Here is a 26,503-nt window from a genome sequence, read left to right on the forward strand (position 1 = left end):
CAGAACAATGACCGATGGTCCAGCCCCCCTGCTGCAGCTATGCCTAGAGGCGTCGCCCGTTCGGAGCAAGGAACTCCGAGGAATTCAGGGATTGGCGCCGGCCGGGAATGCAGGCCTGAGGAAGAGAGGCATAGATGCTGGAGAGATATTCAAGACAAATGTTATTCGCGCCGATTGGAGAGCAGGGCCAGCGGACTTTGATGAGCAAGTCCATTTTAATCGTCGGAATGGGAGCGCTCGGGACAGTGCTGGCAAACCATATGGTTCGTTCAGGCGTAGGCAGGGTCCGTATGGTGGACCGCGATTATGTCGAACCGAGCAACCTGCAGCGGCAGATGCTTTATGACGAGGAAGATGCCGAGCAAGGGCTTCCGAAAGTCATTGCGGCCAAACATAAACTTAGCCGGATCAACTCCTCCGTGGAGCTGGAGGCCGTGTTCTCTGATGTAACGGCCGCCAATATCGAAGGTTTGCTGGAGGGCGTAGATCTCGTTCTGGATGGAACGGACAATTTCCAGACCCGCTTTCTGCTGAATGACGCCTGCTACCGCCAAGGCATCCCGTTCGTGTACGGCGGCGCCGTCAGCTCGCGCGGGATGAGCGCCATATTTGTACCTGGTGTGACGCCCTGCCTACGCTGCTTCATTTCCTCGGCTGACGGCGGAGGACAAACCTGTGACACGATTGGTGTTATTTCACCGATCGTGGACATTGTGGCTTCTTATCAGGCTGCCGAGGCGCTGAAGTTTCTGGTAGGAGCGGCCGCGCAGCGGCGGGGCAGTCTGCTAACGCTCGACATCTGGCAGAACCAGTATTTCGAAATGAAGATGGGCAAGCCGAAGGAGAACTGCCCTTGCTGTGGTCTCAAGCAGTATCCGGCGCTGGAGCAGCAGGCAGACGAAATGGTCTCGCTGTGCGGACGTGAATCGGTGCAGATTTCGGGGCATGAACCGTTTGAGCTGGAAGCGTGGAAGGACCGATTATCTCCGGCTGTCAAAGAGACGAAGCTGAATCCTTATCTGCTGCGGGCTGAGCTGAACGAAGGACAGCGGCTTGTGCTCTTTGCCGATGGACGTGTGCTCGTCCAGGGAACGGACGATTTGGTACGGGCCAAAACGTTATATGCGCGGTATATAGGCGGCTGACAACAAGGCGGTCCGATTGGGAGCGAATGGGGATCAAAAGAGGTTAGGGAAAGGAGAGGAAGGAATTGAAGGATTTCAAATTATATGCAATTACCGGCGAGCAGTTTCATCCCGGCCGGGATTTAATAGAGGTAATGGAGGAAGCCATTCTTGGCGGTGCGGATATTCTCCAGCTGCGCGACAAGCACAGCGGACGCGAAGAGCTGCTGCGTAAAGCCAAGGATTTGCGGGTGCTGACCCGCAAACATGGCGTGACGTTTATCGTTAATGACCATGTGGACATTGCGCTCGAGGCTGAAGCGGACGGCATTCATCTGGGTCAGGGGGATATGCCGCTTGCTGAAGCCCGTAAGCTTGTCGGCAGCAAAATCATCGGCATCTCCACACACGCGATTGAAGAGGCTTTGGCCTCTGAAGAGCAGGGAGCGGATTACATCGGGGTTGGACCGGTGTACCCGACAGCCACGAAGGCGGAAGCGGCTCCGGTTACTCTGTCTTATGTACGGGAAGTGGCAGAGCGTATTAAGATTCCTTTTGTGGCGATCGGCGGGATTAAGCTGGACAATGTGGATGCCGTGCTGGCGGCCGGAGCAACAAGAATTTGCGCGGTCAGTGAAATTGTAGGCAGCAGCGACGTTGCGGGTACCTGCAGAGCCTTCATCCGCAAGATTGAGGAAAGCGGGGCACGTATATGGAGCTGATCATCAACGGGGCAGCCAAGGAGCTGCAAGCAGAGACTTTGGCGGATGTGGTGGAGCAGCTCGGTTTGACGGGGAAACCGGTTGTAGCCGAGGCGGACGGACTGGTCGTGACATCAGAAGCATGGAGTCAGACCGCAGTTAGGCCAGGTATGAGAATCGAACTGGTTCATTTTGTAGGAGGGGGCTGAAAGCGATGAGTGAAGGAATGAAGCAGGCAGCAACAGCTGGTGGAGTTACCAAGACGGCCGGCAGAGACACTTGGAAAATAGGAGAAACCACGCTGACTTCGCGTTTCTTCCTTGGCACAGGCTTGTTCCCGAATCCCTATGTGCAGATTGAAGCGATTGAGGCTTCCGGAGCAGAGGTGCTGACCTTTGCGATCCGGCGGGTGAACCTGGAGGCGGCTGAAGATGACTCGATCCTGCAGCATCTGCAGGACCGGAAATTCATTTACCTGCCGAACACCTCGGGAGCGCGCACGGCGGAGGAGGCCGTGCGGATCGCCCGGCTGGCCAGGGCTTCCGGTTTGAGCGATTGGGTGAAGGTGGAGATCAGCGCGAATGAACGGACGCTGCTGCCTGACCCGATCGAAACGCTGAAAGCAACTGAAATTCTGGTTAAGGAAGGCTTTACCGTGCTGCCTTACATTTCAGATGATCCAATCATCTGCAAGAAGCTTGAAGAGGCCGGGGCTGCGGCGATTATGCCTGGCGCCGCTCCAATCGGAACAGGATTAGGTATTCTGAATCCCTATAACATCGGACTGATTGTAGAAGAAAGTCATATACCGGTTATTGTGGACGCGGGACTCGGGACGGCAAGCGATGTCACCCAGGCGATGGAGCTTGGGGTATCGGGTGTGCTGATGAATACGCCTGTCGCCAAAGCGAAGAATCCGGCCGGGATGGCCGAAGCGATGAAGCTGGCCATTTCCGCTGGCAGACTGGCTTATTTGTCGGGGCGGATGTCCAAGAAGAGGTATGCATCGGCGAGCAGCGGACTGGAATCGTTAAAGCTTCAATAAGGCAACCATGTCTTAAATCGGGGGTGAAAGCAAATGAAGCAGCGAATTATAGTAATGGGCGGCGGTGTGATCGGCCTGGCCAGCGCCTTTGAACTGGCAAGCCGCGGTTATGAGGTTGCGGTACTGGAGACCGGACGCTGCGGCGGGCAAGCTTCGGGGGCTGCTGCCGGCATGCTGGCTCCTTATTCGGAGAATCTTGAGTCTCCGGACGAATTCTTCCGGCTCTGCCTGGAAAGCCTGCAGCTGTATCCAGCCTGGCAGGCCCGGGTGAAGGAGGTCTCAGGCTGTCCATTTGAGTATACCGAATCTGGCAGTCTCTATATTGTTTATCATGAAGCGGATATGCTGGCCCTGGAAAGCCGCCGTTTATGGCAGCGGGAATACGGCTCATCCGCGGCCATTCTGGAGGGGGATGCGCTGTTTGCGCGTGAGCCCCAGCTGTCCAGACAGGTGCGGGCCGCTTTGTGGACGCCGGAAGAAAGCCATGTCTATGCGCCCGATTATGTCAAAGCGCTTGAAGAGGGCTGCCGCCGCCTTGGCGTTGTTATAGTCGAGGAATTGGCTGAACTGGAATGGGTGGAACAGGACGGAGCAGTACAAGTGAAAGCGCGGGACGGCAGGGTGTTCCTCGGCGATCAGCTGCTGGTCTGCACAGGAGCCTGGGCCGGGAAAATGTCTGAGCAGCTGGGAATTGTCGTCCCTATCCGGCCGATCAGAGGGCAAATTTGCGCCTATCATACCGACGGCTTTGCAGAACCGCTTCATCATATGGTCTTTAGCAGCCAGGGTTATCTTGTACAGAAAGAGTCCGGCCCTCTAGTCTGCGGAGCATCCGAGGATATGGCCGGGTTTGACTCTTCGGTTACGGAAAGAGGGATTAACCGACTGATGGAATGGAATAAGAAAATGATGCCGGCCTTAGCCGGCGAAACCCCTTTCCACCGGTGGGCTGGTCTCAGACCTGCTACCCAGGACGGGGCACCGCTGATCGGGCGGCTGGCGGATCACCCGAATGTGGTGCTCGCGGCAGGCCATTACCGCAACGGTATTCTGTTAAGCCCGGTGACAGCCAAGCTGGCCGCGGACATTATGGACGGCGGGGAGCTTCCGGGCTGGACCGGAGCTTTCCGGCCCGATCGTTTCGGGACAGTGTCCACTATAGCTTGAAATTAGTTACAGGGTATCACACAAAATGTTCAAAACGTTCAAAATGTTCAATACGTTCAAGTGTTAAATGCATTCAAAGCATTCAAAGCGTTCAAATCGGCAGGAGCCGGTTTGGGCGCTTTTTTAATTGAATTCATGCATGATTCATAGCCATTATGGAAAAATTACCATTAACTTCTTACTCCTTTTTGGGTTGTGGGTGAATTCCGGTATAGATGAATTGGGAAAGGAGGCTTCACATGGCTGCAGGAGCATCAACGGATCAAAACATTCAAAATGTAAGGGTCAAAGGCGTGTTAAGCGATGATTTAACTTACATTCGGCAGAGTTTTCATCACTGCTCGGATTTGGTTTACCGGACCTTTTCTTTTCCATCCGGACATCAGGGAGCCTTGGTGTTTATGGATGGGCTCGTGGATGATACCCGGATCGAGGAGGTGATTCTGGAGCCGCTGAAAACGGGGATTTTGACTCAATACGAGCGTTTGAATTTGTCTGACTCTGACCTGAGATCCCTGCTGGAGCTGTCCTTAAACGAAATTCAAGCCGATCAGGTGAAGACGCTGGACATGATGAGTGAAATTGCAGGCAGCATTTGCCTCGGCGATACGGCTCTGTTTATGCAGGGATTGCCTATGGTCTGTTTGATCAGCTTGAGAAAATCAGAGCACCGCGCCGTGGAGGAACCCGGAACGGAAATGGCGATCCGCGGCCCTAGAGACGGCTTCGTTGAGAACCTGAGAACCAATACCACTTTGCTCAGACGGCGGCTGCCCACTCCGGATCTGAAGATGGAGACGATGCAAGTCGGGCGGTTATCCAAAACCCAAGTGGTGATTGCGTATTTGGATTCCGTGGTCATGCCTGGATTGACGGAAGAAATCAAGAAGAGGATTTCCCGGATAGACATTGATGCGGTGCTCGACAGCCATTATATCGAAGAACTGATCACGGATAGTGCGTTAAGTATATTTCCCTTGATCTTAAATACGGAAAGACCGGACAAGGTCACGGCTGCAATCCTGGAGGGAAGGGCGGCCATTCTGGTCGATAACACTCCCTTTGCTTTGATAGCCCCGACGGTTGTAGCGGATTCGATTCAAACCCGTGAAGATTATTATCAGAATTACCTCGTGGCTACCGCCCTCAGATGGCTGAGAATCTGGCTTCATTTCAGTGCGCTGGTATTCCCGTCGATTTATGTGGCACTTTCAACCTATCACCAGGAGATGATTCCGACCAACCTGCTGCTTAGCATTGCTTCATCCCGTGAAGAGGTTCCTTTTCCGGCCATTGTCGAGGCTTTGCTGATGGAAGCTGCTTTTGAGGGCTTGAGAGAAGCCGGCATCCGGCTGCCGCGGGCAGTCGGCCAGGCCGTGAGTATTGTTGGGGCGCTGGTCATCGGGCAGGCGGCCGTACAGGCGGGGATTGTATCCGCCACGCTGGTCATTGTCGTATCCTTTACCGGGATCGCCTCGTTTGTGTTCCCTCTTTATAACCAAGGGATGGCGGTTCGCGTGCTGCGTTTTCCGATGATTGTCATGGCGGGCTTCCTGGGGCTGTATGGGATATTCCTAGGCCTGCTGATTCTTCTGATTCATTTGTGCAAGCTTCGTTCTTTTGGCGTTCCTTATCTGTCGCCTCTTGCTCCTCTGCACGGGAGGGATTTAAAAGATTCGCTTATCCGCATTCCGCTCTGGGGAGCTAAGTACAGACCCGCCTTTATTCAACGAGCAAACTCGCGGCGGATGAAAGGGGATTTGCGCCCTGAGCCGGCCGCTAAGAAATAAGGCGGATTATTTTCGAAAGGATACCACTTATGCGCAGTATAACAGCTGTATTGCTGGTCACGCTGATGTTGAGCATGCTGTTGACCTCCTGCTGGAGCGAACAGGAGCTTGACGAAATTGCAATCGTGACCGCAACGGGCCTGGATAGAATGGATAATGGAAAACTGCGTCTGTCGCTGCTGATTGCGATTCCGCGTCTCTTTGGAACCGGGTCCGCACAAGGCGGCGGAGAAAGCAGATTGGAGAGTTCTGCGGGATGGGTGGTATCCGAGGAAGGGGATTCTATTATGGATATCACACGGATTCTCCAGAAGAAGCTGCCCAGGGAAATCTTTTATTCGCAGAGCCGAGTGATCATCATAGGCAAAAAGCTGGCGACCGAAGGTGTGCAGCCTGTCCTGGACTTTTTTGAACGTTACAGACAGTCCCAGCTGATCAGCTACGTGGCCGTTTCCAAAACTACGGCTCTCGATATTTTAAATTTCCAGCCTAAGTTCGAAAAGCTGGGGTCTGAGGTCCTTAAACAGGAAATGCGACAAAATTTGACTCCAAGTGTCCAGTTTATTGATTTTCTTAATACCTTGATGTCAGAAGGCATTGAGCCTATTGTACCAACGATAGAATTCATGCCTTCCCAATATGGGGAGGGTTCCAAAGGAAAGATTGATAATATTGCTATTACCGGGCTTGCTCTGTTTCACAAGGACAAAATGGTTGCGGAGATGGACGAGCAGAACGGCCGCGGAATATTATGGGTCATCAATAAAATCCATAAAGGAGTGATAACGATTCAGGTTGAGGGTGAAGAACGCCCGGGCAACGTCAGTACGGAATTGGAAAGAGTAACTGTAGACCGGGAAACAGAGATCCGAAACGGCAAGGTGCACATTACGCTGAAAATAAATCTAACAGAAAATGTTTATGAAAATACATCTGATATTGATATGGATAAAGTGCAGAATGTTAATCTTGTTCAAAAAAAGGTGGAGGATGCGATCAAGAAACGGATATACGACAACTGCAAGCTGGTTCAGGGGAAATACAATACCGATGTCTACGGATTTGGACAATCTGTATATCGCCGTTATCCGAAGCAGTGGCATAAGGAATATAAGGAGCGCTGGGACGAATTATTTCCACAGATTCAGCTTGACGTGAAAATTAAGGGCCGTATTATCCGCAGCGGGCTGACTAACAACGTGATTAAACCCGAGGAGTGAGTTCATTGCTTCGAATTTCCAAGTATCAGCTATTCGCCATGGTCGTTATTTTTCAATTGGGCACCACGATCATATTCGGATTTGCCTCATCTGCGGGAAGAGATGCCTGGATTTCAAGCCTTATGACAACAGCGCTGGGTTCTATTCTGGTAGGCTGTTATGTGCTGATCTTCAGATTAACCGGAGAGCTGTCACTAGTGGAATGGCCAACGGCTATGTTTGGAAAATGGATCGGCATGCCGATTGCCTGGCTGTATCCGTTTGTTTTTATTTATGACGGGGCTAGAATCGTAAGCGATATCCGGTTTCTATTTCCCATTACGGTCCTGCATGGAACACCAAATTGGATCATCGGAGTTACCTTTCTCCTTGTGGTAGCTTATGCCCTTTACAGCGGATTCGAGGTCATAGCCCGAATGACCAGTCTTTTTCTGCCGTTGCTACTGGTATTTCTGATTGCTGAGACCTTGTTATTATGGCTTTCCGACCGGGTTGACCTGTTAAATCTTCTGCCTATTATGGGGGAAGGCTGGGACAGGGTCTTGAAAACGATTTGGCCTCTGGGGATTACGCAGACTTTTGGAGAGACGATCGAATTTGCGGTGTTTTGGGAGTACCTTGAAAGCAAGGGGAAGAAGTCTCTGGGCCGGATTATGATAAGCGGATGTCTGCTGTCTGGATTCTGCATCACTTTATTTATTCTTCTCGGCTCCGTATGCATGGGTGAATCGATCTATAAGCAAATGATGTATCCGGCTTTTGCCCTGCTGAAACTTGCAAATATAGCCGATTTGCTCGATAACCTGGATGCAGTCGGTATTATTTATTTGGTCATAACCGCATTTGGCAAGCTGTCTCTCCATCTGTTTGCAGCCGTCTTCTGCATTCAAAAGCTTCTCAAAGCCCAAAAGTACGGGTTCATCATTGCCATCGTTTGTTCGTTAACCTATTTTATCTCCTTAACTATGGTTGTCAGCTTTACGGATCATTTGCAGGTTGCCATTAATGTGCTCCCTTCAAGAATTTGGCTGCCCCTGTTCTTGTATCTTCCGTTCCTATTCCTTGGAGCGACTTTGTTGAAGAAGATCATTCAGGGGGCGAGGTCATGAAAGAATATTGGTTTCCATGGGAGTCGATGAACTTTATAACGACGCCTTGGAAATTCCAGCTTACTCTGGTGGGGAGCGCAGTAATTCTATCCATAGTGAGCTGGTTCAGGCAAGCCGGCGGCAAATCTCAAAACAGCAAATCTCAAAACAGTAAATCCCATAAAAAACCGCCTTCGAACGGCAGTGGTTCGAACGGCGGTGGTTCAATCGGAAATTAAGAAAGCGGCGTATCCGGCTTGCGGGTTCTTCCTTTAAGCCGGACATTGACCAGCAGGATACTCGCGAGCACAAGAACCATGCCCAGCCCTAGGCGCAGGCTGACCTGTTCGTGCATGAACAAGGCGCTGAAGCAGAGCGCCAGCAGCGGGATCAAGAAGGTGAAGGAGCCTACCTTGCTGGCTTCGCCGGATTGCACGAGCCGGAAGAATACAAACCAGCCGATGGCGATCACAAATACGGAAATAAACAGCAGATCTCCGATAAAAGCCGGGTTCCAATCAATCGCCGCGAAGGATTCCGTAGAACCTCCCCAAATAAACAGAAACAGGCTGCCGAACAGCAGCTGCACGGCTGTCATCCAGATAATGTCGACTGAATCTCCGGTTTTCTTAATGAATACCGTTCCCAGACACCAGCTGACTGCGGAAGCAAGGGCAAGCAAAATGCCTATCACCGACAGCCCTTCGCTGATTCCTCCCGCGCTGATCACTCCAACCCCGCAGAAGCCGAGGAGCAGGCCGGCCATTTTGAGCAGCGACATGGACTCGCCAAGCCATAACCAGGAGCAAATGCCCAGCAGGACGGGCTGTAGAAAGACAATGGCAGAGAAAATACCCGCCGGCATATAGCCCAAACCAACCGTTTGCAGACCGTAATAAAGCGTAATGTTCAGAATGCCGGCAATTAAATAAGTGGGCCAGTTCCGCCGCAATTTGAGTTTTCTGTAATTGGGCAGGGCGAACAGAACCAGCAGTATTCCACCGAAGAAGGTGCGGATGGCGGCAAACAGGACGGGCGGCGTATAGGCCAGGGCAAGCTTGGAGAGAGGCCAGTTAATGGCCCAAACCATGATAAGAAAAGTTAAATAAAGCGCTGTCTGGCGCTTGGAAAGTGAACCCATGCTACAGAATCTCCTTTGATTAAAAATCTACATATTTAAAAACTTATTTATTATAACGCAAATTCGGCTCAAGCGGGTAAGTTTCATAAGAATGGTAATTGCAGATTGATGTATACTACTTTCATGCTGTACACATGAACGTTGAAGGGAGCATCAGATCCTATGAAAGCAGAGCAACCGGACGGGACGAGAAGAACGGCTGGCGGGCAGGAATCCTGGAGGGTATTTGTCGCTGTCCCTCTTCCGGACCGTATTAAGCAGCAGCTGGCAGCCTGGTGTGAGAACCAGCAGTCAAAGCTCTTGTTTAAGAAATGGGTTTATCACGAGGATTTTCATATTACGGTTCAGTTTCTGGGCGATATTCATCCGGCAAAGGTTCCGGAGATACAGCATGCATTAAGTACAGCAGCAGCGGGTATAGCTCCCTTTCGTGTAAAGCTGGCGGGGACCGGTATATTCGGCCGTCCTGTGCAGCCAAGGGTTCTTTGGGCGGCTGTTAAAGAGGGACGTGAGGGATTAGACCGTCTGCACGCAGCGGTAACGGCAAATCTGGCGCCGCTTGGCTTCATTCCGGAAGAACGGCCCTACAGCCCGCATGTCACTTTAGCCCGTCAATTTCTATCCGGGCAGCAGGAAGCGGAGGCCGGCTTTCAAGCTGAAGAAGCGGAATTTGGCAGTTGGGAGGCTGCTTCTGTTGTCTTGTACCGGACCCGTATGGGTCGTCAGCCGATGTATGAGGTGGTGGCGGAGGCAGCGTTCGGAGGTAACGGAACCCATACGGACCGGCATGAACCCGGCACGACCGAGGACATAGCTGGAATTGATCTAAATTAAAGAAGCCGGTGGACCGAAGTGGAGGTTTTTCGGCACATCGGCAGATTTTTTTCATACACGAGTACACAGTTCTTTATTTAACGCCTACTCTCATCCGGTAACTGATCAAAAGCTCCAAGGTCTGTCCGTTAAAAGCGGCTTCCGTCTTGCGTCTGAATTCTTCAGCAGCTTCCAGAATATCCGATGCTCCCAGCTTTAGAGCGGTTTGAATGCCGCCTTGGCTTAAGGCCAGATTCACATATCTTTCAGCATCAAAGGTTTCACGCTGGTGGAAGACTATTTCGCGGGAGTAACGGAACCATCCGGAAGTACGGATCTGATGAAGATGCTGGTTCTTGTCCCGCTTCTGGGCCCATTTATCCTGCCCGGCCAGGTCCCGGGCACGTTTATCGCCAAGCTCCAGCAAATTCAAGTACAGTTCCTCGATCTCCCAGCGGAAAGCAGGGGGCCAGTCGCAGTCATAAGCGGCAAAGACGCCTCCTGGTTTTAGAACACGCGCGAACTCACGCAGGGTACTAGCAGGCTCCATCCAGTGAAAAGACTGGGAGCAGGTGATCACATTAGAAGAAGCGGAAGAAAGCTCAAGCTGATGGGAGAGTCCTTTTACAAATTCAATGCCTTCGGGTTTCTGCAGCTGCTTCCATTTGCCGATTGCGACCGAACGCATGTCATCATTAGGCTCAACACCGATGACCTTGCGGGCTTCCCCCAGCCATAAAAAGGAGGAGAGACCGGTTCCGCAGCCGACATCCACAACGAGTTCCGGCTTGTTGTTCAGATAGCCTTCAATGAGATGAACGACCTCTGTAGGGGCGCTGGGTCTATTTTGATCATAGAGATTTCCAAATCCGTTAAAGCGGTTGATGTTATTGTGGTTCGTCTGTTCGGGCATGATGAGTCTCCTTTCCGAAACAAAAGTTATATACTTAAGATAAGTATAGTGGGATAAGCGGTATAAGAAAATAAGGCCTGAGCATAAAGGAGGATTCCCCATGCATACTTTTAACTCTACGTTCATTGAACTGCTGGTGCTGCTGGCTATTTCGATCACGGTTATTGCTGTCTCTCAGAAGTTAAAGCTCCCATATTCCATTGCCCTGGTCGTTGTAGGGCTGGTGCTTGGTTTAACCTACATCCCTTTTCTGGAGAGTGCCAAATCTTATATTACCCAATCCCACGTGTTTCAGAGCATCATTATCTCTTTATTCCTGCCGATTCTGCTTGGCGATGCATCGATCAAAATGCCGGTTTCCCATTTAAAAGAGCAGGCTAAACCCGTTGCTGCCTTGGCGTTTGGCGGAACGCTGCTCTCTTTTATTGTGATTGCTCTGCTCGGATACTACTTATTAAAGCTTCCTTTGCCGGTTGCTTTTACTTTCGGCGCCCTGATGAGCGCAACCGATCCAATCAGCGTTATTTCGATCTTCAAATCACTGGGAGTGCCTAAACCGGTTGTAGCGGTTATTGAAGGTGAATCGCTGCTGAACGACGGAATTGCCGTGGTTCTGTTTCAAATTTCCTCCATTTATCTGTTCACCTATCTGGAAATGGGATGGGTTGGCCTTGGCCATGGCATCCTGCTGTTTTGTCAATTCTTCTTGGGCGGCTTGGTCCTGGGGGCGGCGCTCGGTTATGTTTTCTCGCAAATCATCCGACTCTACGATGATTACCCGCTGGAAATTGCATTCTCCATGCTGCTGTTCTTTGGCTGTTATTTTATTGCCGAGCATCTCCAAGTATCGGGTGTGATAGCGGTAGTTACGGCAGGATTGATCTTTGGCAGCTTTGGCGCTAAAGTGGGAATGTCGGATAAAACCAAAATGAACATCAATTCGTTCTGGGATACGATTACTTTGATTGCGAATTCCCTGATCTTCCTGATGATTGGCCTGGAGATCAAGTGGATTTCATTCAGTCAGCACTGGCTGCTTGCTTTGGCCGCCATCCTAATTGTGCTAATTGGCAGAACCGTTGCTTTATATGTTAGCACAGCGCCGCTTAAAGGTTTTCCCGCTTCCTGGAAAGCCGTACTGAACTGGGGAGGGCTGAAAGGAAGTCTCTCGCTGGCTCTGGCTCTGAGTCTGCCGCAGACGTTTGAAGGCCGAAAGGATGTGCTTGTCCTGACGTTCAGCGTGGTGTTGTTCTCGCTGCTAGTGCAGGGACTTACTATCAAGCCGCTGGTCCTGAAGCTGGGCCTGAGCCAGAAGGATGGGCAGCGGGGAGAAGGGCCGAATGCCAAGTAAATCTATCACCATTTTTTAATTAGGAGCCCTTTATGCTGTTTAACAAAAGTCAGAACAAACAACTGAAACAAATCAACCAAATACGCTTTAGTCCGCCGCAGATTTTGTCCATTGGATTTCTGATCATGATCGTTGTCGGCTCGCTGCTGCTGATGCTTCCGATTTCCTTGAAGCCGGGAAAGTCCATTTCCTTCCTGAACGCGCTGTTTGAGGCCACCTCAGCCGTTTGTGTGACCGGACTTGTAGTGACCGATACCGGAACGACCTTCACGGTGTTTGGTCAAACGGTTCTCCTGCTGTTGATCCAGGTGGGAGGCCTCGGCTTTATGACCTTCGGGATCCTTGTAGCCATGCTGCTGGGCAAGAAAATCAGCCTGTCCAACCGCCTGATGGCGCAAAGCGCAATGAACCAGTTCAATTTGTCCGGGATTGTCAAACTGGTCAAGCTGGTGCTGGTCATGACGCTTGTCATCGAAGGGGCCGGCGCGCTGCTGCTAACTATCACTTGGGCAAGAGAAATGCCCTTGGGCTGGGCGATTTATTACGGGATTTTTCATTCAATATCTTCTTTTAATAATGCAGGGTTTGATATCATGGGCGATTATGCCAGTATGACCGCTTATGTCGGCAGCTGGCCAGTCAACCTGGTTTTATCGTTTTTATATATTTTAGGCGGTTTGGGTTTCACGGTTATTCTGGAGGTTGTTCAGAAGATCGGGAAATGGAGATGGTCGCTGCATACCCGGATCGTTATGGGAGCAACGCTGCTGCTGAACCTTGTGGCATCGGTGTTGTTCTTCTTACTGGAACGCCATAATCCTTTAACCCTTGGATCACTCCCGCTCGGAGATCAGATTCTGGCTTCCTACTTTCAGGGGACGGTTCCGAGAACAGCAGGCTTCAATACGGTGGATTTGACCCAGTTGAACAGCGATTCCGTGCTGCTGATGATGGGTCTTATGTTTATCGGCGGATCTTCGGGCTCTACGGCAGGCGGCATCAAAATCACGACCTTCTTCCTGCTGCTGCTAGTGGTATGGACGTTTATCAAACAAAGAGAGGACGTAACCATTCTTCGTAAACGGATCCCCAAGGATCTGGTATTCCGGGCGCTGGCTATTTCTATGATCGGGATCGGCCTCGTCTTTACAGGCAGCTTCCTGCTGGAGGTAACGGAGAAGGGACTCCCGCTAATGAATCTTGCCTTTGAGGCCGTATCTGCGTTTGGTACGGTAGGATTAACGCTTGGGGTTACGCCAAATTTGAGCGAATGGGGAAAAATTATCATTATGCTGCTCATGTTTGTAGGACGGCTTGGGCCGCTGACCATCGCGCTTGCGCTGACCCATTCCAAACACGATTCCAAGCTTAAATATCCGGAGGAGAAAATCCTGATCGGGTAAAAATATCGCGGTTTGCAGCCTGGCAGCCCTGGCAGCCACCGGTTGAAGCCAGAAAGAGGCTGTCCCAAAAGTCATCTCGATGACTGAGGGACAGCCTCTTTTTTGGAGAACTTCATTGGACGGGGGACTATGACCAGGCTGTTTTGCTGAACAACAGCGTATCAGCCTGTCGCCCGGTCACCCTTTGGTCGCTGACGAAATATTCATGCCTTCGATGAAATATTTCTGGAACAGGAAGAACAGAAGCACCACCGGCAGCAGTACGATCACCGAGCCGGCCATCAAATAATGCCACTGCGTCGTCTCGGTGCTCTTGAAAGCCTGGAGGCCGATCTGCAGGTTGAACAGCGATTCCGAGTTGATGTAGATCAGCGGTCCGGTAAAATCATTCCAAGCTCCCTGGAACGTCATGATCGCAATGGTGGCGATCACTGGCAGGGAGAGGGGCAACATCAGCTGCCACCAGATCCGGAAATGGTTTGCCCCGTCCACCTTGCCGGCTTCGATCAGCTCATTCGGGATGGTCATGAAGAACTGCCGGACGAGAAAAATCTGGAAAGCGCTGCCGAAAAATCCAGGCACGGTGAGCGGTAAATACGTGTTGATCCAGTGCAGCTTAGAGAACAAGATATACTGCGGAATCAAAGTCACGAAGCTTGGGATCATCATCGTGCCTAGCATGATGGAGAACAGCAGCTTCTTCCCTTTGAAGCGGATTTTAGCGAAGCCGTAGGCCACAAACGTATTGGACAAGACATGAGAGAAGACGCCAATCCCGGCCAGCAGCAGGGTGTTGAGCGCATATCTCCCGAAGTGGCCTTTCTGCCAGGCATGAATGTAGTTGTCCCAATGTACCTGCTCCGGAACGATCGTCGGCGGGTATGACATGATCTCCTGCATCGATTTCAGCGAGGTGGAGATCATCCACCACAGGGGAACCAGCATCAGGAGGCCGACCAGAGTCATGAGCACAAACAGAAGCAGGGTGGACAGCTTGCGGCGCAGCGGTTTGGCCGGCGAGGCCTTCATCAGCGCGATTTTGCGTTCTTGTTCGCGTTCCCGGGCATATTCCCTTTTGCTGAAAGTCGCCATATTCATTACTGCTCACCTCCCTCGTAATGGACCCAGAACCTGGACAAAGTCAAATTAATGAGCGTAAGGAGCAGTACGATCAGGAAAAGGAACCAGGCCATCGCCATCGCATATCCCATATCGAATACCTTGAAGGCCTTCAGGAACATATGCAGATTGTAGAACAGCAAGGAGTTCATCGGTGCGCCGGGATCGTTGCCGTAGCTCATCACGTAACCTTCCTGAAAGATTTGAAAGCCGCCGATGAATCCGGTCACAATTTCGAAAAAGATCACCGGCGTAATCATCGGCAAGGTCACGTGCCAGAACTTGCGCAGCCGCCCTGCCCCGTCAAGCTCGGCAGCTTCGTACAGCTTGCTCGGAACGCCCTGCAGGCTGGCCAGATACAGCAGCATCATGCTGCCTGATCCCCATAGCTTCATCAGGATGATGGCGTTCTTGGTCCAGGCCGGATCAGTCAGCCAGGCCGGTCCGTCAATGCCGAGCCAGCTCAAAGTCAGGTTCACAAGTCCGGCGCTCGGAGAGAGCAGCATCATCCACAGGACGTAGACGCCAACTCCGGACAAGACGGACGGGAGGTAAAAGACAGTCCGGAAGAGCCGGATTCCCGGCATCCTCCGGTTCAGGATCATGGCCAGCAGCAGTCCGGCTGCTGTTTGCAGCGGCACGCTGATCACGACGAAATACAGCGTATTGCGGAGAGATTTCCAGAACAGCGGATCATGATTCAGCATGGTGTCGTAGTTCTTGAATCCGATCCAGGCCATCTGTGAAGTAATGTCATAGTTCGTAAAGCTCGCGTAAAGCGAGAAGAGCATGGGGCCAGCAGTAAAGAGCAGGAACCCCAGAATCCAGGGACTGACGAATACAAATCCCTGGAGTGCTTCCCGGCTGGCGAGCGACCGGCCTCTCCGGGCGGCTGCGTGCTGAGGGTGTGCCATATGCTGCACCTCTTTCTTAGAAGTATTAAGGAATAGATTGTATGTCGGGTACTGCTTTACTTGCCGGACACCAGCTTCTCCACGTCTGCCTGGGCTTTGTTCAGCCCATCCTGGATGGAGGTCTGCCCCAGCATGATCGCGTCCCGCTGCGGGTTGATCAGGTTCATGTAATCCGGCGCGTTCAGCGGATTCGGCGTAAGCTTCGTATGAGCAAGGTTCTCAACGGAAGCCTTATAGACCGGATTGGACATCAGCTCGGACGAATTCGAAGCTTCTTTGTTGGCGACATTGTCGAAATTTTTCTCCGCCCAGTAGGTTTGAGCTTCAACGTCGGTCATGTATTTCAGGAATTCCCAGGCTTCATCCGGATGTTTCGCTCCGTAAGGGATTTCGATAACGAAGCCGCCGCCGACGCTCCAGTGTCCGGCGCCTTCTTTCGTTTCAGGCAGCGGAGCTACGCCGAAGTTGATTCCGTCCCCGTAGTCGCGAATCTGTGTATAGAAGTTGGTGACGTCGGTCCAGATGGACACTCTGCCGGACAGGAACGGGTTGGCCTGCTGGCTGCCGAAATCGGCTTTGAAGGCGTCGATATTTTTCTGCCCGAGCCGTTTGGCGTTATCCAGGATATACTGCAGGGCTTCGGCTTTGGCCGGCGCGTTGACGACCGGCTTGCCGCTTTCGTCGAAGAAGTTGCGGCCCCCGTCGAAGTTCAGCTGCAGCAAATTCCAGTCGGAGTTGAACTGCGGCGAATAACCGATGCGGGTGTAAGTATTGCCATGTTTCTTATCGAGCTTCTGGGCGGCCTGCTCCAGCTCATCCCACGTATCCGGGAACTTGTCCGGATCAAGGCCGGCTTCTTTAAAATCATCCTTGTTGTAGAACATCATGCGGGTATCGGTGTTGAACGGAAGCGCATAAGGTTCGCCGTTATAAAGCACCGTATTCCACAGCTCCGGGAAAAACCGGTCCTGCACCTTGTCGCGTTCGACGTATTTGGACAGGTTCATGGCTTGATTCTTGCTGGCGCGCTGCTGGACGGTGTTGATGTCGTTCATCATGATGTCCGGCGGGTTGCCTGCCGAAACTGCGGCAAGCTCTTTGGTGAAGATGTCGGAATAAGGATAATAGCTGTGCTTCACAAAAATTTTATCCTGCGATTTATTGAAATCATCGACAAGCTTCTCAATAATCGGACGGCGGGTTTCAGAACCCCACCAGGTCCAGTAGTCGAGCACGACCCGCCCTTCGGGGCTGACGGAAGAGCCCGAGCCGGAGTTTGCAGCTGCATCAGCCTGGGCTGCGGCAGGTCCCCCCGAGGTTCCGCCTGAGCAGGCGGCGAGCAATGAAACCAGGCTGGCTACAGCGGTGAGCTGGAAGGCTTTTTTTAGATGTTTGAATGGCATGTGGTTAAACCCCCTCAGATGAAGTAATTATGAGACTTATTTAACCTTCCTTGCTGAATTTGCAACAATCGAATCAAAAAAAGGCAAAAGATGGCGAATGCCAAGGGATGAAAATGTTTGAGGTCATCCGTAACATCCACCTTGTGAAAAAAACCTTCATGCCCTCTTGGAAGAGGTTGAAGGTTTTTATGGGCTGTATTTTCTATTTTTCTATTATTAAATGATTTCGAGGGAGCGCAACACTTGAACATACCATTTGTTATTGCCACTGACATGAAACTTAATCTTACTCAGCATTTGCTTGATTGGACGATGTTTGCTAAATAGTATTGCTGTCTTAAGCATTGGAGCGTCGCTGTTGTCTTTCCTCATGAAAAAATAGCGTATGAATTACAATCAGCGCAACGCCGCAGCATATGCCTGTATCAGCCATATTGAAGCTCGGAAAGACGTAGCTGCCGAATGTGAACTGTAGGAAATCCGTGACCTCCCCATACAGCGCTCGATCCAGAAAATTACCAAGCGCTCCGCCTAATACCATGCCGAGTCCGATCTGCAGCAGCACTTTGCCGGAATGGCGGTTTTTATGCAAATACCAAACGATGAGGGCAACTACTACCAGCGTGATGGACAGGAGTAAAACACGCTGCTCCTGTAACGAACTGAAGGCCGCCCCGCGATTGCGAACGGAAGTTAGGCTAAAGAAACGCTCTCCAATGACATGAACGGTATCTCCCACCACTAGAGTGCTCTCAATGATCTTCTTTGTGATTAAATCAACGGCAAAAACAAATAGCCCGATCCAATAATAATAGTACTTCAATTCATCGTCCTCCCTGGACTTTTGTCGACAATCGCCGCGTATTTACATTTCGCTTTAAACTTATTCTAAAGAAATTTCAAACTTCGCACCCGCTTCTCCGGCAAAAACAAGCGTGATACAGAATGGTGTCGCCTCCTTTCGCCAACGCCTGAATGCCATATTCTCCGAAGGGATAAAGATCCACACTATCCCAGCCAAGCCCAAAGTTGATGGAAGTATCCGTGTCTTTAGGCCATATACCGTGTGCATATTCCCTTTGCTCCAAGGCTGCAACCGATTCATCCGAAAGTATACCTGCTTGAGGATCGGTGAAAATTTGCGAGAAACGGACTAAATCTTCCGCAGTCGAGTAGATGCCGCCGGCACCGATGATGTTCACCGTTTCGTTTGGCAGCTGCCTTGATAAGCCGGGAAGTAGAGACCCGCCGTTCTGGAGGAATCGATCCTGTCCTTCGGCGTCATTGTATTGGACATGCCAAGAGGCTGCGTAAAATAACGATGAAGGTAAGCAGTGAAGTCCATACCGCTGACGCGCTCCACCAATATCTCTGCCAACGTAAAACCGTCGTTGCTATAAACCGAGTAGGCGCCCGGATCAGCTTTCAGTTTCTGTTTAGCCAGCTGTTTAAGCAGCGTATCGTGGGCATAACTGTCGTTATCCTCAAACAAAAAGGCGTTGGCCACCGAAGAACTGTAAAGTCCGGAGGAATGGTTCAGCAGCATGCGCGGCGTAATTTTCTTATAGCGATCATCTTGCATCGTAAAATCAGGGATATACTGAACGACAGGAGTGTCCAGATTCAATTTTCCTTCGTCGGCTAACTTCATTACGGCGGCCGTGATGAACATTTTGCTCGCTGATCCAATGCCGTATAACGTATTTCTCGTCAGCGGTATTTTTGCCTTTTCATTACTTCGGCAAACGCTCCCGAAACGACCATTTGACCATGATCAATAAGTGCATATTGAACGCTTGTTGTATCATATTGACCGGTGAGAAGGTCGGCCTTCTCTGCCGCAGCTTTACGCGTAGCTTCACAGGATGGTGTGGCGCTTTGTTCTGCTGCCGTCGCTGCGAGGGAGCCAAGGCCGTTAATAGCAGGATAACAGACAGTATCCGAGTTTTGTTCACCATTCAGCCTCCTAAATAACGAATAGTGGATTGCCCGTGGTAGAGAAGAAGGTTTATACCTTTTTGCTAAGATAGATCCAGTAACCGAGCCCAACTAGGATAGTTAGTGAGAATAGACTCGTAATACAAATTCTAAGCAATGTATACCCGATGTCGTTCCACCCCGTGACGAGGATAATCAGAGATAAACCTGCCAAAAGAAAGGTGAACAGAAAGCTGAATAATTTAAAACCCATAAATCGCGCTCTTTCGTCTGTTCCTTCCTTTTTAACTAAAACCGATAATACGATAACCCCAAACAGCGCTATTATCGAAACGCCGTTCGTAATATTTATTAATAACTCCATGGTCATTCCTCCTCCCCTGTTTCCAACTGAAACACTTCATTAATGTCTACCCCAAAAGCCTTGGCGATTTGAAAACCTAAAATTAACGAGGGAGTAAACTTCCCTTTTTCTACTGAAATAATGGTTTGCCTGCTTACTCCGACTTTTTCAGCTAAATCTTTTTGCGTCCATTGGCATTCCGCTCTTAGAACCGGCATTCGATTTTTAAGTACAGGAAATTTGTTATCCAACTAACCACCCTCTTTTGAAGTAAGTTTTACTTTACATAAGGTAATCTATATTTTACTTAATGTCAAGTATACTTTACTATCTTCTCAATCAAACTTCTCAATCAAAAAATCATTAAAAGTTAAAATGAATAAGTCCTCCTCACGCACACAGGTTGGAATCTATTCCGTCAGGTAAGCTGCGGCTCCGCGCGAGTCAGCCTGATGGGTACCCAACAAACCGGGCAAGAGGGATCTAAATTCACAGGTACTAGTACCAGCTACTAGGATAAAGTGTTATAATGAAATCCTAAATATTGATTTGGACAAAAAAGGAGACCGCAGGGTGAACATACAAGAATGGATTGCACCTGAGATTTACAACATCTCGTCGGAAGTGGAGAAGCATCCGCCTGCCAAAACGGCACTCAAATGGCTGAGTGAAAGCGGAGAATATAAAGAGATTACGTACGGGGAGCTGGTCAGTCGGATGAACCGCCTGGCGGGTGGCTTAAAGCAGCTTGGACTGACCAAGGGAGACCGGGTATTGGTCATGGTCCCCCGGACGATCACCGCTTACCTCATTTATTTGGCTTGTCTAAAGCTCGGTCTGGCTATCATTCCTTCCTCGGAGCTGCTTCGGTCCAAAGATTTGGTCTACCGTTTGAAGCATTCGGAGGCGAAAGCCGTGCTGGTCTGGGGCCAATTTACGGGTGAAGTGAATCGGATTGACGAAGAGCTGCCTAATCTGGATTACAGGATCGCCGTTGGGGAAGAAGAGGCAGAGCCGCAGGAAGGCTGGCTGGATTTGCAGCGGTTGATGGAAGGCCAGCCGGACAGCTTTCAGGCCGAGCCGACCCGCCGCGAAGATATGGCCATTCTTGCCTATACCTCCGGAACGACAGGCAATCCCAAAGGCGTCGTGCATTCGCATGGCTGGGGATATGCCCACCTTCGCATTGCAGCGGAGAATTGGCTGGATATCCGTCAGGATGACATCGTGTGGGCCACAGCAGCGCCAGGCTGGCAGAAATGGATCTGGAGTCCGTTCTTGTCGGTGCTGGGCAGCGGGGCAACCGGATTTATTTATAACGGCTCTTTCTCGCCTAAACGTTATTTGGAGCTGCTGCAGAAATACCGGATTCAGGTCCTGTGCTGCACGCCTACTGAGTACCGGCTGATGGCCAAATCGGGCGGGCTGGAAGAATATGATCTCAGCTCGCTGCGCAGCGCGGTCTCCGCTGGCGAACCGCTTAACCGTGAAGTTATTGATATTTTTAAAAGCCAACAGGGTATTACGATTCGGGACGGCTACGGGCAGACGGAAAGCACGCTGCTGATCGGTGCGCTGAAGGATGCTCCGCTGCGTATCGGTTCGATGGGCAAAGCGCTTGCGCCGGGCCTTGTGGAAATCGTGGATGAAGAGGGACGCCTGGTTCCGCCGGGCGAGGTTGGCAATATTGCTGTCCATCAGGATATGCCGGCTTTATTCCGCGAGTATTACAAAGATCCGGACCGGAAAAAGGCCGGCATGCGCGGGGAATATTTCATTACCGGGGACCGGGCTTCCAAGGATGAAGAGGGCTATTTCTGGTTTGAAGGCCGCGGGGATGACATCATCATCAGCTCTGGCTACACGATCGGACCGTTTGAGGTAGAGGAAGCGCTGATGAAGCACCCGGCTGTTAAGGAATGCGCAGTGGTGGCGAGTCCCGACGAAATCCGCGGACATATCGTGAAAGCGTTCGTCGTATTAAGGAATGCCGAAGAGGCTTCTCCGGAGCTGGCCAGAGAGCTGCAGAACCATGTGAAGCAAATGACGGCTCCATACAAATATCCGCGCAAAATCCAGTTCACGGAAGATCTGCCGAAGACGAGCTCCGGTAAAATCCGCCGGGTCGAACTCCGCGAGCAGGAAAAGAAAGCTGCCCGGGAAAATCAGGAATAACGAGCGGGTCAGGTAGACGGCTTAAATTACGGGCGGTGTTCCGGTTGATGGAGACCGGAAGAGATAGAATCGGGACCAAGAGTGACGAAACCGAAATAGAGAAAACCAATAGAGAGGAACAAAAGAAAGAAACAAAAGAGATAAGACCGGGGAGACGATATTGGGGAAGATGTCATCGGGAAAAAAGATACCGGGAGAAGAATGAGCATTTGAGTTAAACGCCCTTTGGGCGTTTTTTTTCGCTAATAATACGAACGTATATACGCATTTCGGCTTGTGAATGTTATAATAAAGAAACTAGACTGCAGACCGCAGACTGGAAAGGAGAATTTCATTGGCTGAGCCATTAAAGAACGTATACAACGAATCTTTTATCCGGCAGCTTGCAGACAAGCTTCACCGGGTTTACCCGCCCTTTGATACTGGCGGATTTGTGGGATCTTTGCTGAATAAGGATTGGGAGAGCCTGGAGCTGAAGGCGAGAATGCGCAAAATTACGGAAACGCTCGGACGTTATCTGCCATCCGCCTTTCCGGAGGCCCTTTCTGTTCTTTATGCGATTGACGAGGATTGCAGCGGATTTGCTTATTTGATTTTTCCGGATTTTGTAGAGGTGTTTGGTCAGGGAGAGAAGGATTGGGAGCTGTCCATGCAGGCGCTGGAGCGTTTTACGCCGAAATCTTCGGCGGAGTTCGCCGTCAGACCTTTCCTGCTGCGCGATCCTGAGCGCATGATGAAGCAGATGCTGATTTGGGCGGGACATCCCAATGAGCATGTCCGCCGCCTGGCCAGCGAAGGCTGCCGTCCGCGGCTTCCATGGGGACAGGCGCTTGGCATGTTCAAGAAGAACCCAGCACCTATCCTGCCGGTGCTGGAGCGGCTGAAAGCTGATCCTTCCCTATACGTCCGAAAGAGCGTAGCGAACAACCTGAACGACATCGCCAAGGATCACCCGGATATTGTGATCGAGCTTGCTCGGCAGTGGCTGGGAAATGCTCCGGAAACGAACTGGATCGTGCGCCACGGCTGCAGAAATCTCATTCGCAAAGCGGACCCGGAGGTACTGGCTCTCTTTGGTTATGCGGATCCCGGGGAAGGCGAGCCGTTAGCAGTCTCGGCGAATTTATCCGCATCCCCGGATCAGATTGCTATCGGCGGCCAGTCGGAACTGGCTTATGAGCTTCGTCTTCGGGAAGGGGCAGCTGTACATATTCGGCTTGAGTACGGCGTTGATTTCGTGAAGGCCGGAGGGAAAGTTTCCCGCAAGCTGTTCCTGCTTAGCGATAAAACCGTACTCGGCGGAACAAGACTTGCTGGAACCCGCACGCATCGTTGGGCCGATCTGACCACCCGCCGCCATTACCCGGGGCAGCACCGGATCGTGCTGCTGGTTAACGGCCGGGAGATTGCGGAAACGCAGGTGGTATTGTCGGCGGAATAGCAAGTTCCTGTCAGAAAGGGAGACAGGAAGGGCGGAGTGGCAGGCAGAGGCAAGAGCAAAGGCGAATCATTCAGCCCTCGATTTCAATCGAATGGCTCTTGCCCCCTGCCGGTTTGGTCCGCAGCAGCAGGATAACCGCGCAGAGCACCAGGATCAAGCAAACCCAATAGACATTGCGGAAGCCGGCAAATTGGGTGACAGTGCCGCCGGTCAAATTACCGGCCACCTGTCCCAGCGTGGTAGCGTTGGTGTACAAAATGGTTGCCAGGCCTGGCAAAGCTGGCAGCAGATCCTGGAAATAACTGAGCGCGATGGCAATCACCATGGCGACAAAAGAAGCCTGGAGCAGCTGGCCGGCGATAATCGGCCACAGCTCGTGGGTCAGCAGAAGAATAACGTGATACATAGCAGCCAGTACACAGCCGATCATCATCATTGCCCGGCTGCCGATTCTGGCCGCCAGCCCGCCCAGTCCAATCATCAGCGGAATTTCCAGCCCGGCGCATAAAGCGACGACTAGACCGGCCTGGCTCTCTGTGCCATGAAGCTGGTTGACCACAAACAGCGGAATTGTCGAATTATAAACTGTGTTGCAGGTGTTCAGCAGAATCAGGGTAATGAACGGAAGCAGGATCACTTTATTGCGAAGCCCTATGCTGCTGCCGTTTCTGGTGTCCGAAATGGGCTTGACGTTTACGGCAGACTTCACATTTTGTTTGTTCTTCAGCAAGAACAGAACCAGCAGCCCGATGCATACAAACAGGGACGAAGTACCTAGAAATACGCCCTTGTACCCGACTGTGAGCAGCAGCAGGCTGCCGATCAGCGGCCCGATCAGAAACCCGGCGGAGAACAGTGAGCGAAGCAGGGAGTTGGCGAAGGTGGAATCGACAGCTTCCTGATTCTCGTTAACGGCTTCACGCGCAGAGGCGAAAATTTGCGGTAAAGCCGGGGCGCCCAGCCCCACCAGAAGAGAAGCGCTGATCAGCAGCGCCGCATATTGATGAAAGATCAGAAAAGAAGCGTACCCCATTGCCGAGCAGCAAACGGCGGTAACGATGACCGCTTTGCGGTTGAGCCCGTTATCGGAGAATTTGGCAAGTACTGTATTTACGGCAACGCCGCTTAAAGCCAGAATCGCCATAAACAGGCCGTAGGCCCCGGTGCTCATGCCGATGATTTTGGTACAGTACAACGATAGATAAGGGCCGGTTACGCCAATTGAGGCGCCAAGCAGCAGCATGGCGATGACGTACAGCCCATAGTTTTTTATTCGAAAAAGACTTCGTATTCGGTCAATCAATGGTTTCCCTCCTGCCTGCAGTTCATCCTGTGTCCCTATGTTTGTAGTTCCAACAAATCATTCTAGCATAAGTCCTCCTGTTCTACAGCTTAAAAATCCTGATCGCGGATGAAGATCAGATTGTGAAAAGACAGAAAAAACGCGCCCGCTATGCAGCGAGCGCGTTTTTGGATTGTTTTTAGCCTAATTTGATAGTTTGCAGAACTTGAGCCGCTGTAGCGGCCTTGTCGATTTTATTTCAGCTTAGGCAGGGATGACACGTAACCGTCGGACATACTGATAAGCTTGCGAGCCTTGTCGTATTCGGTTTTGTCCTCCAGCGGTTTGTTCACTTGCTCGCCGTCCAGCTTGTAGGTTTTGCCGTCATTAAAGCTGGTGCCCGGCACAAACGCGCCTTGCTCCGTAATGAACGAACCGGACGGGAGGTAGTAACGCTGCGGCAGCACATTTTCCGTCTGGTTAAGCAGATCCTGCCCGAAATGCACCTGGTCCTTTAACGAAACCCCGATCAGGTTGGCAACCGTAGGATAGATATCCGATTGTCCGCCGATCTGGTCAAATACCTTCGCGTCTTGGCCGGGAACGGATACCACGAGCGGAATGTTCATCATATCTGGTACGGTGTAGGTACGGCCGTAAATTTCCTTCATAAGATCCTTCTCTTTGCTGTTCAGAGAGTAGACCGGCAGCCCTTGGTGATCACCGTACAGCACGATAACGCTGTTATCCCAAACGCCATTGGCTTTAAGCTCCTGGATGAATTGGCCGAGCGCATAGTCCGCATAGTTCTGCGCCTGGATATAGTCGCCTACGAGCGTGCCTTTAAAGCGGTCTGGCAGCTTCATTTTGAATTTCGCTTCCGGAATCCGGAACGGATGGTGGCCGGACATCGAAATGATCTGTGCATAGAAAGGTTTGCCTTCCTGCTGGAATTTGCCGAGTTCTTCCGACGTCTTCTTGTAGAGCACCTCATCCGAGGAGCCGAATGCAACCGGATCGCTGTCGCCGAAGAAGGTGTTGTCATAATATTTTTCCCAGCCCAAGGCTTTGTACAGCTGATCCCGGTTCCAGAAGATGACGTTGTTCGTGTGGAACGTGGCCGTCCGGTAACCGTGATTCGCGAGATTCTTAGGCATGCTTGGCAGTTCCCGGTCTGCATAAACCTCGGAAGCCGCGCCGTTAGGCGGGACATAAAGGGAAGTGTTCACCACAAATTCGGCGTCCGCTGTATTGCCCTGTCCTACCTGCTGGAAGAAATGAGGGAAATATAACGTATTCTTCACTAAAGCGTTCATGTTCGGCGTAATTTCCTGGCCGTCGAGCTTCAGATTGATCAGGAAATTCTGGAAAGCCTCAAGCTGAATGATAATGACATTCTTGCCTTTGGCCGCTTCCCAGTAAGCAGGCTGGGCCGGATCGGTGATTCCCTTGACCTGCGCTACCATATCCGGGGTTACTGTCTGCGGATCAATCTTCAGATCCTTGGAAGGGGCAAAGGCGACATAAGCTTCGTAGTTGATAACCCCCATATTCTTCGCCTGCTGCAGCTCGTTCATGCCGTTTCGGAACGGCAAAATAATGACGGCGCACAGCACGAGCATCACAACCTGTCCGATGCCGAGCAGGCCGCGGTTTTCCCGGAACCGGAGCCCTCTGGCGAAAGCTTTAAAGCGTTTGTTCGACAGCATGAGTACAAAGATAACAACAATGTCCGTGAATACGAACAGGTAATAAGGATCCATCAGGGAGAAGACGCTGCTGTTAACCTCCGAAACCTGATTGACCTGGCGCAGCTCATGATAGGTGACAATAACACCGAAATATTTGTAATACATAATAACTGCAAAATAAATAATCGTGAGCACCAGATCCGCGATCAGATAAGCGCTGAGCTTACGCTTGTAAGCATAGCTCTCCAGCAGGCTGAAGATGAACCATACCGGCGGAATGCCGACCAGCAGAGACTGGATCAAGCTGCCTTCATGCCGGAAAACAACGGCCCAGACCAGCACCATTTTTAAAATCATGACGATGGAGAAAAACAAGAACGGCTTTAGCGCGATCTTCCTCCAGGATATTTGTTTCATCAAACCTTATCGCTCCCTTAGTAA

23 protein-coding genes and 1 pseudogene are annotated in these 26,503 nt (G+C 51.3%); 14 read left to right on the forward strand and 10 right to left on the reverse strand.

Going from position 1 to position 26,503, the window contains the following annotated elements; all coding sequences use genetic code 11:
* Nucleotides 1–134 precede the first annotated feature (134 nt).
* From CBE73_RS01795 to CBE73_RS01835, 9 genes are all read left to right on the forward strand, one after another.
* A complete protein-coding gene (locus tag CBE73_RS01795) occupies nucleotides 135–1,145 on the forward strand; it encodes a ThiF family adenylyltransferase (protein WP_094092740.1) in 1,011 nt (336 codons plus the stop codon).
* Between the two features lie 65 nt (nucleotides 1,146–1,210).
* Nucleotides 1,211–1,846, forward strand: coding sequence for a thiamine phosphate synthase (thiE, locus tag CBE73_RS01800; RefSeq protein ID WP_094092741.1), 636 nt, complete (start codon nucleotides 1,211–1,213; stop codon nucleotides 1,844–1,846).
* Nucleotides 1,837–2,034, forward strand: a complete 198-nt coding sequence (gene thiS, locus CBE73_RS01805) for a sulfur carrier protein ThiS (RefSeq protein WP_094092742.1) — start codon at nucleotides 1,837–1,839, stop codon at nucleotides 2,032–2,034. Before thiE ends, thiS begins: the two co-directional genes overlap by 10 nt.
* A gap of 17 nt (nucleotides 2,035–2,051) precedes the next feature.
* The gene (locus CBE73_RS01810) at nucleotides 2,052–2,870 is read left to right on the forward strand and encodes a thiazole synthase (protein WP_094096074.1); all 819 of its coding nucleotides are present in this window, start codon (nucleotides 2,052–2,054) and stop codon (nucleotides 2,868–2,870) included.
* A 33-nt stretch (nucleotides 2,871–2,903) separates the two neighbouring features.
* Nucleotides 2,904–4,037 carry a glycine oxidase ThiO gene (gene thiO / locus CBE73_RS01815; RefSeq protein ID WP_094092743.1) on the forward strand — a complete coding sequence of 378 codons (1,134 nt, stop codon included), beginning with the start codon at nucleotides 2,904–2,906 and terminating at the stop codon, nucleotides 4,035–4,037.
* Nucleotides 4,038–4,276: 239 nt separating this feature from the next.
* On the forward strand, nucleotides 4,277–5,827 hold the full coding sequence (locus tag CBE73_RS01820) for a spore germination protein (RefSeq protein WP_094092744.1): 1,551 nt from the start codon (nucleotides 4,277–4,279) through the stop codon (nucleotides 5,825–5,827).
* Between the two features lie 29 nt (nucleotides 5,828–5,856).
* A complete protein-coding gene (locus CBE73_RS01825; protein ID WP_094092745.1) occupies nucleotides 5,857–7,047 on the forward strand; it encodes a Ger(x)C family spore germination protein in 1,191 nt (396 codons plus the stop codon).
* 5 nt (nucleotides 7,048–7,052) lie between these two features.
* Nucleotides 7,053–8,156: a GerAB/ArcD/ProY family transporter gene (locus tag CBE73_RS01830; RefSeq protein WP_094092746.1), complete on the forward strand. Its 1,104-nt coding sequence runs from the start codon at nucleotides 7,053–7,055 to the stop codon at nucleotides 8,154–8,156.
* A complete protein-coding gene (locus tag CBE73_RS01835; protein WP_094092747.1) occupies nucleotides 8,153–8,374 on the forward strand; it encodes a hypothetical protein in 222 nt (73 codons plus the stop codon). The genes CBE73_RS01830 and CBE73_RS01835 overlap by 4 nt, the downstream gene beginning before the upstream one ends.
* Here CBE73_RS01835 and CBE73_RS01840 read toward each other — a convergent pair.
* On the reverse strand, nucleotides 8,371–9,276 hold the full coding sequence (locus CBE73_RS01840; RefSeq protein ID WP_094092748.1) for a DMT family transporter: 906 nt from the start codon (nucleotides 9,274–9,276) through the stop codon (nucleotides 8,371–8,373). The genes CBE73_RS01835 and CBE73_RS01840 overlap by 4 nt on opposite strands.
* A 162-nt stretch (nucleotides 9,277–9,438) precedes the next feature.
* On the opposite strand from CBE73_RS01840, the gene thpR reads away from it, so the two are divergent.
* Nucleotides 9,439–10,110, forward strand: a complete 672-nt coding sequence (gene thpR / locus CBE73_RS01845) for an RNA 2',3'-cyclic phosphodiesterase (RefSeq protein WP_094092749.1) — start codon at nucleotides 9,439–9,441, stop codon at nucleotides 10,108–10,110.
* A 73-nt stretch (nucleotides 10,111–10,183) separates the two neighbouring features.
* Here the strand turns inward: thpR and CBE73_RS01850 are convergent, their stop codons facing one another.
* Complete coding sequence (locus tag CBE73_RS01850; protein ID WP_094092750.1) at nucleotides 10,184–11,002, reverse strand: class I SAM-dependent methyltransferase; 819 nt, start codon at nucleotides 11,000–11,002, stop codon at nucleotides 10,184–10,186.
* A 100-nt stretch (nucleotides 11,003–11,102) separates the two neighbouring features.
* Between CBE73_RS01850 and CBE73_RS01855 the strand changes: the two genes are divergently transcribed.
* Nucleotides 11,103–12,353 (forward strand): cation:proton antiporter, encoded by a 1,251-nt coding sequence (locus CBE73_RS01855; protein WP_094092751.1) that lies wholly within the window; start codon nucleotides 11,103–11,105, stop codon nucleotides 12,351–12,353.
* A gap of 32 nt (nucleotides 12,354–12,385) precedes the next feature.
* Nucleotides 12,386–13,756: a TrkH family potassium uptake protein gene (locus CBE73_RS01860; RefSeq protein WP_094092752.1), complete on the forward strand. Its 1,371-nt coding sequence runs from the start codon at nucleotides 12,386–12,388 to the stop codon at nucleotides 13,754–13,756.
* A gap of 177 nt (nucleotides 13,757–13,933) precedes the next feature.
* Here CBE73_RS01860 and CBE73_RS01865 read toward each other — a convergent pair whose 3' ends face one another.
* The 6 genes and pseudogenes from CBE73_RS01865 to CBE73_RS01895 form a co-directional block, all read right to left on the reverse strand.
* The gene (locus CBE73_RS01865; RefSeq protein ID WP_229752805.1) at nucleotides 13,934–14,854 is read right to left on the reverse strand and encodes a carbohydrate ABC transporter permease; all 921 of its coding nucleotides are present in this window, start codon (nucleotides 14,852–14,854) and stop codon (nucleotides 13,934–13,936) included.
* On the reverse strand, nucleotides 14,854–15,789 hold the full coding sequence (locus tag CBE73_RS01870) for a carbohydrate ABC transporter permease (protein WP_094092753.1): 936 nt from the start codon (nucleotides 15,787–15,789) through the stop codon (nucleotides 14,854–14,856). The genes CBE73_RS01865 and CBE73_RS01870 overlap by 1 nt, the downstream gene beginning before the upstream one ends.
* Nucleotides 15,790–15,845: 56 nt before the next feature.
* Nucleotides 15,846–17,192 carry an ABC transporter substrate-binding protein gene (locus CBE73_RS01875; RefSeq protein WP_094092754.1) on the reverse strand — a complete coding sequence of 449 codons (1,347 nt, stop codon included), beginning with the start codon at nucleotides 17,190–17,192 and terminating at the stop codon, nucleotides 15,846–15,848.
* A 337-nt stretch (nucleotides 17,193–17,529) separates the two neighbouring features.
* Nucleotides 17,530–18,015, reverse strand: coding sequence for a signal peptidase II (gene lspA / locus CBE73_RS01880; RefSeq protein ID WP_068694858.1), 486 nt, complete (start codon nucleotides 18,013–18,015; stop codon nucleotides 17,530–17,532).
* Between the two features lie 109 nt (nucleotides 18,016–18,124).
* Nucleotides 18,125–19,150: pseudogene (locus CBE73_RS01885) on the reverse strand (serine hydrolase domain-containing protein); the annotation flags it as partial.
* A 346-nt stretch (nucleotides 19,151–19,496) separates the two neighbouring features.
* Entirely contained in the window at nucleotides 19,497–19,691 is a 195-nt protein-coding gene (locus CBE73_RS01895; protein ID WP_083180535.1) for a helix-turn-helix transcriptional regulator, read from the reverse strand.
* Nucleotides 19,692–20,046: 355 nt separating this feature from the next.
* On the opposite strand from CBE73_RS01895, the gene CBE73_RS01900 reads away from it, so the two are divergent.
* Both CBE73_RS01900 and CBE73_RS01905 read left to right on the forward strand, forming a co-directional pair.
* Nucleotides 20,047–21,648 carry an acetate--CoA ligase gene (locus CBE73_RS01900; protein WP_094092755.1) on the forward strand — a complete coding sequence of 534 codons (1,602 nt, stop codon included), beginning with the start codon at nucleotides 20,047–20,049 and terminating at the stop codon, nucleotides 21,646–21,648.
* 334 nt (nucleotides 21,649–21,982) lie between these two features.
* Nucleotides 21,983–23,089 carry a DNA alkylation repair protein gene (locus tag CBE73_RS01905; protein WP_094092756.1) on the forward strand — a complete coding sequence of 369 codons (1,107 nt, stop codon included), beginning with the start codon at nucleotides 21,983–21,985 and terminating at the stop codon, nucleotides 23,087–23,089.
* Between the two features lie 70 nt (nucleotides 23,090–23,159).
* Here the strand turns inward: CBE73_RS01905 and CBE73_RS01910 are convergent, their stop codons facing one another.
* Complete coding sequence (locus CBE73_RS01910) at nucleotides 23,160–24,392, reverse strand: sugar efflux transporter (protein WP_094092757.1); 1,233 nt, start codon at nucleotides 24,390–24,392, stop codon at nucleotides 23,160–23,162.
* Between the two features lie 233 nt (nucleotides 24,393–24,625).
* Complete coding sequence (locus CBE73_RS01915; protein ID WP_094092758.1) at nucleotides 24,626–26,479, reverse strand: LTA synthase family protein; 1,854 nt, start codon at nucleotides 26,477–26,479, stop codon at nucleotides 24,626–24,628.
* Nucleotides 26,480–26,503 lie beyond the last annotated feature (24 nt).

It is taken from the genome of Paenibacillus physcomitrellae, assembly GCF_002240225.1.
GTDB lineage: Bacteria > Bacillota > Bacilli > Paenibacillales > Paenibacillaceae > Fontibacillus > Fontibacillus physcomitrellae.